Source organism: Actinomyces sp. (assembly GCF_030530635.1).
Classification (GTDB): domain Bacteria; phylum Actinomycetota; class Actinomycetes; order Actinomycetales; family Actinomycetaceae; genus Actinomyces.
In genome coordinates, this window is the sequence record NZ_JAUMUL010000090.1 from 1 (window position 1) to 8,812 (window position 8,812).

Sequence of the window (8,812 nt, forward strand, 5' to 3'; positions counted from 1 at the left end):
CGGCCGCGCACTCACCGATGTTGGTGCAGCCGCCGAAGCCCTCGGCGTCGTGCTGGTTCAGCATGTTGACCACGCGGGCCAGGCGCTCGGGCTGCCCCTGTGGCAACAGGCCCAGGTGGGAAATCTTCGCGCCGGTGAACAGCATGGCGGAGGCGTTCGGGCAGGCAGCCACGCAGGCGCCACAGCCAATGCAGGCAGCGGCCTCGAAGGCGGCGTCGGCCTTGTCCTTCTGCACGGGTACGGAGTGCGCCTCCGGGGCGGCACCCGTGTTGACGGAGATGTAGCCGCCGGCCTGGACGATGCGGTCCAGGGCGGAGCGGTCCACGATCAGGTCCTTTAGCACCGGGAAGCCGGTGGAGCGCCACGGTTCAATGGTGATGGTGGAGCCGTCCTTGAAGGAGGGATCCTCCGCCAGGTGGCGCATGTGCAGTTGGCAGGTGGTGGAGCGGATCGGACCGTGGGCCTGCCCGTTGATGACCACGCCGCACTGTCCGCAGATGCCCTCGCGACAGTCCGAGTCGAAGGCAACGGGCTCCTCGCCGGCCTGGAAGAGTTGCTCGTTGAGCAGGTCGAGGACCTCGAGGAAGCTCATGTGCTCCTCAATGCCGGTCATCGAGTACTCCTCGAAGTGGCCCTCCGAGTTCTGGTTCTTCTGGCGCCAGATCTTCAGCTTGATGTTCACTTGTAACTCCGCTGCTTGAGCTCGATGTCCTTGTAGATGAGGTCCTCCTTGTGGAGGATCGGGGGTTGGTTCTCGCCGCCCCACTCCCAGGCCGCCACGTAAAGGAACTCGTCGTCATGGCGCAGCGCCTCACCCTCAGGGGTCTGGGACTCGGCACGGAAGTGGCCGCCGCAGGACTCGCGGCGGTGAAGAGCGTCGATGCACATCAGTTCAGCCAGTTCGAAGAAGTCGAGCAGGCGGCCCGCCTTCTCCAGTGCCTGGTTGAGTTCCATGGCCTCGCCGGTGATGCGGGCGTCCCGCCAGAACTCCTCCTTGAGAGCGCGGATCTGGCCGATGGCATCCCGCAACCCCTCATCGCGGCGTTCCATGCCGCAGTACTCCCACATGATGCGACCCAGCGCCATGTGGAAGTCGTCCACGGAGCGGGTGCCGCGCAACGCCATGAGCCGTTCGATGCGGTCCTCGACGTCCCTGCGGGCCTCCGCGACCTCCGGTGCGTCCGGGTCGGCCTTGCCCTCGCGGAGCATGTCCGCCAGGTAGTCGTTGAGGGTGTCCGGCAGCACGAAGTAGCCGTCGGCCAGGCCCTGCATGAGGGCGGAGGCACCCAGGCGGTTGGCACCGTGGTCGGAGAAGTTGGCCTCGCCGGCCACATACAGGCCCGGGATGTTCGACTCCAGGTCGTAGTCGACCCACAGCCCGCCCATGGTGTAGTGCACGGCCGGGTAGATGCGCATGGGGACCTCGTAGGGGTCGTCGCCCGTGATGCGCTGGTACATCTCGAACAGGTTCCCGTAGCGGGCGGAGACCGCGTCCCGGCCGAGCCGCCCGATGGCCTCGGAGAAGTCCAGGTAGACGCCACGACGCATCATGCGCTCGTTGCCCTGCGCGTCACGCTCCTTGATGGCAGGGCCGACGCCGCGGCCCTCGTCACACATGTTCTTCGCCTGCCGGGAGGCGATGTCGCGCGGGACCAGGTTTCCGAAGGCGGGGTAGATCCGCTCCAGGTAGTAGTCGCGGTCCTCCTCGGGGATTTCGCGCGGGTCCTTGTCGCAGTCCTCGGCCCGCTTAGGCACCCAGATGCGGCCGTCGTTGCGCAGCGACTCACTCATCAGGGTCAGTTTGGACTGGAAGTCGCCGGACTGCGGGATGCAGGTCGGGTGGATCTGCGTGTAGCAGGGGTTGGCGAAGTAGGCGCCCTTGCGGTACGCCCGCCAAATGGCGGTGGCGTTGCAGCCCATCGCATTGGTGGACAGGAAGAACACGTTGCCGTAGCCGCCCGTGCACAGCACGACGGCGTCGGCCAGGTGGGTGGCGATCTCACCGGTGACCATGTCACGGGTAATGATGCCGCGGGCTCGCCCATCGACCACGATCAACTCGACCATCTCGTGGCGGCGGTACTCCTTGACGGTGCCGGCGTGGACCTGCCGCTCCAGGGCCTGGTAGGCGCCGATCAGCAGCTGCTGGCCGGTCTGGCCGCGGGCGTAGAAGGTGCGGGAGACCTGCACACCTCCGAAGGACCGGTTGTCCAGCAGGCCGCCGTACTCACGGGCGAAGGGCACGCCCTGGGCGACGCACTGGTCGATGATGGCGGCGCTGACCTCAGCCAACCGGTAGACGTTGTCCTCCCGGGCGCGGTAGTCACCGCCTTTGACGGTGTCGTAGAAGAGCCGGTAGACGGAGTCGCCGTCGTTGCGATAGTTCTTCGCGGCGTTGATGCCGCCCTGGGCGGCGATGGAGTGGGCCCTCCGGGCGGAGTCCTGGTAGAAGAAGCACTTGACGTTGTAGCCCTGCTCCCCCAGAGAGGCGGCGGCGGCGCCGCCCGCCAGGCCGGAGCCGACCACGATCACGTCGAGCTTGCGCCGGTTGGCGGGGTTGACCAGGTTCGCGTTGAACTTGCGCTGCTCCCAGCGCTGGGCGATGGGGACGTCGTGCGGCGCCTTGGTGTCGGCGATCTTCTCGCCCTCGAGGTAAAGGCCGTCGATGAGTTCAGTCATCATTCACTCGCTCTCGATCAGTGGGCGGCGCAGTGGGCGAACTGCTCGGAGGCCGAGCCGATCGCGTCGCAGAACTGGGGGTAATAGTCGGCCGCGGCCATCGGGGCGTCGACCCAGCCGAACAGGATCGCCGTCGGCGGGGCCATGAACACCACGAACAGGCCGAAGGCCGCGACGAAGGCGATCAGACGGATGAGTGGCACGGTATCGCCGCGGGTGGCGCCGAGGGTCTGCAGGGCGGACCAGACGCCGTGCCACACGTGCAGGCACAGGGCCGCCAGGGCCACCAGGTAGATCAGGTAGACCCACCACAGCTGGAAGCCGTAGTACATGTTGGCGTAGGCGCGTCCGTGGACGTACTCGCCGCCGGGGGTCAGCGTAAGGGTGGTGAACTGCAGGATGTGCCAGATGATGAACAGCAGCAGGATGACCCCACCCCAGCGCATGGTGCGCATGGCGTAGCGGGAGGCGAAGTAGTCGGCACCGGGCTTCTTCACCTCGTACTTGTCATTCCCGCGGGCCTTGCGGTTGCGGTACCACAGGTGGAAGGCGCTGCCCGCGTGGGCCAGCAGCAGCGCCACGAGCACGATCCGCAGGATCCACAGGAAGCCGCTGTAGGGCAGGAGTGGCGCGAGCAGGGTGCGCAACCAGACCGCGTAGTGGTCGTAGGCGATCTCGCCCTCGAAGTAGTGAGTGTTCCCGTAGGCGTGGAACACGACGAACAGGATGAAGATGATGCCCGACCAGGCCATCAGACGCTTCATGAAGACCGTCGTCGTATAGGCGGTCTTCTTCTTGGGAGGAGCAGACGTTTTCACCACAAGTGCAGTTTACGAACCGTCACCAGCCGATGGTCCCAAGCGCGGCCCCCACCTTCCATGAAGACCTGCACAACCTTGCAATGGCGCGGAAAAGCGCGGATAGTCAGCATGCTGACCGACGCGGCCGAGCCGTCATATCCGGCCCGCCACCGCCCGCAGGCGCCACCATTTCGTCACATCATTGTCAGACAAATGTCGGAGGCCTTCAACGCTCTCGGGAGGCCACCGGTGTGCCTCGCAACGCCGCCTCCCACTCCCACAGGCGCCAGTCACCCGCTTACCAGGCGGCGGCGCATCACGACCGCGTCCTCGACCGGCGCCCGGTAGTAGCGGCGCCGACGTCCGATCGGAGCGAAGCCGTGGGTGGCGTACAGGCGCTGAGCAGGCGCGTTGGAGGCGCGCGCCTCCAGCAGAACGGCGCGGCAGCCGGCGTCGACCGCCGCCCGCACCAGGGCGGTCAGCAGGGCGGTGGCCACACCCCTGCGCCGGGCGGCCGGGACAGTGGCGATGGTGAGCAGGTCGGCGTCGCCACGACCGTCTCCGTACCACAGCCCGGCATAGCCGACAATGGGGCCCACCCCGCCCGTGACCGACTCGGCCGGTGCACCATCCCACCCCCCTTGGTGCACGCCTTCAGCGGCGGGAAGCTCGGCAACCAGGTAGATGCGGTCGGCGCTCGGGCCGATAGTGCGGTCCAGTTCGGCGGCCAGCATGGCCGGGCTCCAGGCCTCCGCGCCGAACAGCTCTGGCTCCAGGCCGGAGATCACTTCCAGGTCGGCCGGCATCATGGGACGCAGCCGCGCCGCTGGTGGGACGGCGGCCGGGGTGGGCTGGGACACGCTCACCGGCCCCGCCCGGCGGCCGGCTGCACGTCGGGACGACGCAGGTAGAGGGGCTGCGTGCCCAACCCGGCCGCCCGCAGCGCCTCCTCCCCCGTACCGGAAAGCACGCGCAGACGGGCCAGGGCGATGCGCACCTGGGCGGCCGCGTCGCCGGAGACGGGCGCCAGAACCTCGCGGCCAGCGGTCAACTCCGGGTACAGGACGGCGCCGGAGCCGGCCACCACGTCCGCAGGCCGCAGCTCGCCGCTGTCCTCACGCCCGCGTAGGACGGCGGGGGCCAGGACCTCGTACTCGCCCAGGCGCTCGACGTCGTCGGCACCCCGGGTCCGGTAACAGGCGGTATAGACCTCCTTGCGGCGCGCATCAGTGACGACCCGGACCGTGGCCGGCGCCCCAAGCCCGCCGTCACGCTCGGCGAGCCGGTCCAGCGCGGCGCGGGCCACGGCATCGAGACTGGGGACGCCGTACACGGGGAGGTTGCGCACGCGACCGAGGGCGCGGGCCGTGACCAGTCCGGCACGTAGACCGGTGAAGGGGGCGGGGCCGGTGGCGGCGACGACGGCGTCGAGCGGGGCGGCCGCCACCGCCGGATGGGCCAGCGCGTCGGCCAGCATGGGTCCCAGCGATTCGGCATGTCTGCGGGGACTATCCTGCTGGGCCGCGGTCAGGACATGCAGGTCGATGGGGTCCGCTGCACCGGGACCGAGGTCGGCGTCGGCGACCAGCAGCTGCGTTCCCAGCGAGGAGTCGATGGAGAGGATGCGCACGGGCACAAGCCTAGATGAGTGTTCGCCGGCGTCGCGCTCCAGCCATTGGGGCGGTTGCTGCGGCACGTAACCTAGCCGACCAGCCGACTGAAATCGACGCCGACCCAGCGAGTCCCGACCGCAGTAATCGTAATGGTGCGGCGCCCGTCGTCGATCTGCTCCAGGTCCGTGAAGGTCCCGCTGCCGCCTCCTTCGGGTGCGGCCAGTCCACCGTGAGGGCGTACGACAGTAATCTCCAGACGATCCTGCGAAAGCGCCTCCGCCTTACCCTCGCCCCACTCCATGATGGTCACCGAGTCGGCGACGGAGGAGTCCAGATCGAGGGCGTCCAACTCCTCCAGGGAGGAGATCCGGTAGGCGTCCACATGGATCAGGTCGGGTCCGAGACCGGGAGCCGGGTGGACGCGAGCAATGACGAAGGTCGGCGAGGAGATGCGCCCGCGCACCCCCATGGCCGCACCGATCCCCTGAGTAAGGGTGGTCTTGCCGGCGCCGAGCCCGCCGGTCAGCACCACAAGGTCTCCGGCTTGCAGCAGGTCGGCCAGGCGGGCGCCGAGTTCCCGCGTGGCGTCGGCGGAGTCGGTGTTGAAGCTGACGGGGGCGGGCGGGGCGGCGAAGCGGTCGGCGGCGGTCATGCCCGGAACTCCTGGGACTGCGGGGCCGCGGCGGCGTCGCGTCCCACACACACACGGGGGACGCGCTCGCCCAGACGCGTGACGATCTCGTAGTTGATGGTGGAGCAGACCTCGGCCCAGTCGTCGGCGGTGGGGGTGACGGCGTCGTCGGGCGCGCCCCACAGCACCGCGACGTCTCCGGGTGAGGCGGGAGGTGGCACCGGAGCGCCTTCGGGCGTGGTGGCCGGGCCCAGGTCGATGACCACCTGATCCATGCATACCCGGCCCACAATGGCGGAGCGAAGGCCGTTAACGGCGGCCGGGCCGCCGTTGGAGGCGGCACGGGGGATGCCGTCGGAGTAGCCGAGCGGTATCAGACCGAGCCAGCGGTCGGTGGGGGCGCGCCAGGTTCCCCCGTAGGACACGGCCTGCCCGGCAGGGATGCGCTTGACCTGGGTCAGCGGCGCCTCCAGGCGCATGGCCGGCCGCAGGTCCAGGGCCGCGGCGGCGGCCACCGCCGGGTCGGGCGAGAGCCCGTACAACCCGATGCCGATGCGCACCAGGTCCAATCGGGTATCGGGGTGCCAGAGCAGGCCGCCGGTGGCGGCCAGGTGGCGCACACGCGGGTTCAGACCAGCCTGGGCCACGGTGCGTTCGGCGGCCAGGAAGCCGGACAAGTGTTTCTCAGTGGAGCCTGAGGCGGGCTCGTCTGCGCGGGACAGGTGACTCCACAGCCCTACGACGGCAATGGTGCCGTCCTGTTCGGCGGCCTTGGCAGCTCCGGCCAAAGCGGGCAGGTCGGCGGGGGCGGCACCGCCGCGGGACATGCCGGTGTCGGCCTTGAGGTGGATGCGCGCCGGGGCGGCGGAGGCAGCGGCTGGGTAAGCGGAGTCGGGAGCATCCGAGACCGCGGCGATCTCGGCACGTGCCGCGGCCACGATCGCATCGAGTTGGGCTCTGGTGGACACGGACAGGTCGATGCCGGCCGTGAGCGCGGCACGCAGTGGGGAGCCGGGAGCGGCGGCCTGCTCGGGCGTGAGAACGGGCAGTAGCCAGCACAGCAGCCGAGGCCGCTCGGCGGTGGGTACCGAATCGGGGTGACTGGCTGGACAGGCCACGCCGGCCTCGTCAAGCAGCTTACGCAGGTGCAGGGCCTCCGCGAGCTGGGCGACGCCGAGCCAGGTTGCGCCGGCACGCAGACAGGTCAGCGCCACCGGTCCGAGACCGTGGCCGTAGGCGTCGGCCTTGACGATCGCCATCCAGGGCACGCCTCCGACCGCGGCGAGCACATGGGCGTTATGAGCAATGGCGTCGAGGTCTATGACGGCGCGGGAGGTCGTCGCCGGGGGCGGGGTGCCAGTTGACGCGTTCACGGTGGTGATTGTTCCACTCCCCGCGGCTCGACGCCCGGATGCGGCTGCGGGAAGCCGGTTGGAGCCGGCCCGCGGTTGAGACGACGAGCACTGCACTACCTCCGAAGTCCCGCCCGCGTGGACGTCTCGCCGCCGCGGGCTCATGCTTCTTCACCGCCCGCTCCGAAGTCCCGCCCGCGTGGACGTCTCGCCGCCGGCGTTCGTGTCGGACCCCATGAATATGTTGGCAGTACCGATTGACCACACGGCCCGACTCGCCTCCTCAAGAAAGATCTGACCATGCCACGTCTCATCGTTGTTCTACTGTCGTTCACGATCGGCCTCGCCGTGCTAATCCGCGCGATTCGCCGGTTCTATCGTGTCGCCACCCCTCGCCCTCTGCGATCACCTTTAGAACGGTGGCGGAATCGCGAGCGCCTGTACGACGCGGTCGCCTGTGCAGGATTCTCTTTCATTGTCACCGCCGCGGGAACTAACTCAATCACATTCCTACACCTCAGCACAGCTGTCTGCATTGTCGCAATAACAATGGGAACGACATCGCGACTCATTAGACAACAAACAGAGTCACCCAATGACAATGCTTGGAGAACTATCAGACGGAAGTGGCTCAAGTTAGCACAAGCCATCGCACCAAAACCGAACGGGTGGCACCTGGGGCTGACACTCGAACACATGCGCATTACCCACCTCCTCGGCGGGCACGGCTTCGTACGCATGTTCTTTTTGCTGTATGGAGCAGTCCTCGCCGCATCCGTGATCGCGGTATCAGCAGCCCTCATGGACAACTATGACGACTCGACGATATTCATCCAACATATCATTTCTCACAACTTTGTCTTAATCGGATCCTGCTGGAGCGCATCATCGGGACTCACTATCATAGCCGCCGCTCTTTGTGTCGGAGGGTCCACGCTCATCCGCATCAGAATCCAGAAGTATTTTCAAGCGCTAGCGCAGTTCACCGCATACTCCGGACTGGTCGGCTCAATAGCCGGAGCATTCATCCCCCTGATCGCCATGGCGATCGGCAATCTCGGCACTCTACGCTCAGTGACACCAACATTACTATTGGATACAGCGGCAATTGGAGCCACTATAGGCTTCATATTAGGAGCCCCCCTATGCCTCCCGCAACTCATAGATACCCACAACGCCCTTTACAAAGCAGCCCTAGCACCATTAGCCTTCATTGTCATTTCTACAGCACTGAAGAAGGTTAACATAACTCCGTTGCTGATCGAGTCCAGGCTCACCCAACACATGACAGCTAATGGCGCACGCGCACCAAAACTCAGCGAAGTGGAAACCTTAAGCATGAGAGAACTACTCGCAGACTGGCCGACTTTTATGATGCTAGAAGACAGCCTCGGCAACCCTGAGATAATATCCGACACCTACTATACCCGGCTTAGCATTACCGTCGCCCTCATATCCACCCTTTATGCATTCATCTCCTGCGTCCGCGCAAACAAGCAGCACAATCACACCAATTCCGATCCGCAGTCGACTATGACGCCCACCGCAACCGCAAGTACAGGCTCGGCAGGGGCGTCAGCAAACCCGGAGCAATGATATTTCTGCTGACATAGAGCGCTCCGAGCGATTATCCGGCTCTTCCGGTTTGTGGGTGTGGTGGCTTCCGGCCGGAGCTGCGGTGTGCGTGGTTTGCGCGGGGTCGTAGTCGGGGTGAGAGGTCGGTGTCGGGCTGACGGG

General features: G+C 66.8%; 8 protein-coding genes. 1 reads left to right on the plus strand and 7 read right to left on the minus strand.

The window, feature by feature from the left end; genetic code table 11:
• The 7 genes from Q4A20_RS14110 to alr form a co-directional block, all read right to left on the minus strand.
• Positions 1–682: succinate dehydrogenase/fumarate reductase iron-sulfur subunit (locus Q4A20_RS14110; RefSeq protein WP_303123938.1), on the minus strand; the 682-nt coding region annotated here is incomplete at its 3' end.
• Positions 679–2,679 carry a fumarate reductase/succinate dehydrogenase flavoprotein subunit gene (locus Q4A20_RS14115; RefSeq protein WP_303123949.1) on the minus strand — a complete coding sequence of 667 codons (2,001 nt, stop codon included), beginning with the start codon at positions 2,677–2,679 and terminating at the stop codon, positions 679–681. The genes Q4A20_RS14115 and Q4A20_RS14110, both read right to left, overlap by 4 nt.
• Positions 2,680–2,696: 17 nt before the next feature.
• Positions 2,697–3,443, minus strand: a complete 747-nt coding sequence (locus Q4A20_RS14120; RefSeq protein ID WP_303123950.1) for a succinate dehydrogenase cytochrome b subunit — start codon at positions 3,441–3,443, stop codon at positions 2,697–2,699.
• A gap of 326 nt (positions 3,444–3,769) precedes the next feature.
• The gene (locus Q4A20_RS14125) at positions 3,770–4,345 is read right to left on the minus strand and encodes a GNAT family N-acetyltransferase (RefSeq protein ID WP_303123940.1); all 576 of its coding nucleotides are present in this window, start codon (positions 4,343–4,345) and stop codon (positions 3,770–3,772) included.
• Positions 4,342–5,109, minus strand: a complete 768-nt coding sequence (gene tsaB, locus Q4A20_RS14130) for a tRNA (adenosine(37)-N6)-threonylcarbamoyltransferase complex dimerization subunit type 1 TsaB (RefSeq protein WP_303123942.1) — start codon at positions 5,107–5,109, stop codon at positions 4,342–4,344. The genes Q4A20_RS14125 and tsaB overlap by 4 nt, the downstream gene beginning before the upstream one ends.
• 71 nt (positions 5,110–5,180) lie before the next feature.
• The gene (tsaE, locus tag Q4A20_RS14135) at positions 5,181–5,744 is read right to left on the minus strand and encodes a tRNA (adenosine(37)-N6)-threonylcarbamoyltransferase complex ATPase subunit type 1 TsaE (protein WP_303123943.1); all 564 of its coding nucleotides are present in this window, start codon (positions 5,742–5,744) and stop codon (positions 5,181–5,183) included.
• Positions 5,741–7,096 (minus strand): alanine racemase, encoded by a 1,356-nt coding sequence (alr, locus tag Q4A20_RS14140; protein WP_303123945.1) that lies wholly within the window; start codon positions 7,094–7,096, stop codon positions 5,741–5,743. Before alr ends, tsaE begins: the two co-directional genes overlap by 4 nt.
• A gap of 675 nt (positions 7,097–7,771) precedes the next feature.
• Here alr and Q4A20_RS14145 point away from each other — a divergent pair.
• Entirely contained in the window at positions 7,772–8,671 is a 900-nt protein-coding gene (locus tag Q4A20_RS14145) for a hypothetical protein (RefSeq protein ID WP_303123947.1), read from the plus strand.
• Positions 8,672–8,812: the final 141 nt, after the last annotated feature.

Coding starts and splice junctions, on each gene's coding strand:
- Q4A20_RS14115 (WP_303123949.1), bottom strand. CDS start 2,679: ATGACTGAACTCATCGACGGCCTTTACCTCGAGGGCGAGAAGATCGCC.
- Q4A20_RS14120 (WP_303123950.1), bottom strand. CDS start 3,443: ATGAAGCGTCTGATGGCCTGGTCGGGCATCATCTTCATCCTGTTCGTC.
- tsaE (WP_303123943.1), bottom strand. CDS start 5,744: ATGACCGCCGCCGACCGCTTCGCCGCCCCGCCCGCCCCCGTCAGCTTC.
- Q4A20_RS14145 (WP_303123947.1), top strand. CDS start 7,772: ATGCGCATTACCCACCTCCTCGGCGGGCACGGCTTCGTACGCATGTTC.